This is a genomic window from Methylobacterium sp. WL103 (assembly GCF_008039885.1).
Classification (GTDB): Bacteria; Pseudomonadota; Alphaproteobacteria; order Rhizobiales; family Beijerinckiaceae; genus Methylobacterium; species Methylobacterium cerastii.
Window position 1 is genome coordinate 1 of record NZ_VRUX01001089.1, and the last position, 797, is coordinate 797.

A 797-nucleotide genomic window follows, 5' to 3' on the forward strand; every position below is an offset into this window, starting at 1 on the left:
GCGCAGGGCTCCGCGGCGCGGGTCCAGCTCGCGGGCCGGCTCGCCAACTCGTCGCCGACGACGAGGCCTCCGGGGCCGAGGAGGTCGGCGAGCCGATCGAGAAACGGGTCCGTCATGGGTGTGCGGCGGGTTCGGCGGCGGGGAAAGGTTCGTGATGTCTACACGATCGCGTCAGAGGCCGAAGCCGGCCGGCGCGTGACATCGCGCACCTGCGCTCGGGGGAGCGGCCCCGTCGGCGCCCTGGTCCGTCGCCTACCGCATTGCAGCATCCCACCGGCCGGGCTTCCGCGGGGAAACCCAGGTCATACGGTCCGGCGCTTCGAAAACCGCGGAGCGCGCCATGGGAACCTACACGCTCGCCATCGCCGACGGCGTCCTGTTCGCCTGCCTGCCGGACGAGGCCGACATCGGCTCGGCCATCGCGGAGGCCGCCGCGACCAATTACGGCGCCGGCCTCGCCCTCAGCATCGTGCGCGGCACCGAGCTGACCGATGCGGCGCGCCCGGAGGACGACGTGGTCTGGCGCGAGACCTCGGACAGCGAACTGCTCGACGCGGATGGCCGCCGCTATCGCTACGCCGTGCGCCGGGCGGCCTGACGGAGAAGCGCCCATGATCCTTGGATCACGGGCCGCGAGGCGGCCTCCCCCGCGGTGCAGACCGTCCTAGCGGCAGGAGCGCGGCAGGCGCCGCTTCCAACGTTCGCCCGGTGCGAGCGCGGGCTTGGCCGTGCGGGGCGTCACGACCTTGCGCGACGCCGTGGGCGCCGGGGCGACCGGCGTCGGGCGAGCCTGGACC

At 74.2% G+C, this 797-nt stretch carries 1 protein-coding gene; it reads left to right on the forward strand.

The annotated features are described in order from the left end of the window. Positions 1–340 precede the first annotated feature (340 nt). On the forward strand, positions 341–598 hold the full coding sequence (locus FV222_RS27965) for a hypothetical protein (protein WP_147761948.1): 258 nt from the start codon (positions 341–343) through the stop codon (positions 596–598). Positions 599–797 lie beyond the last annotated feature (199 nt).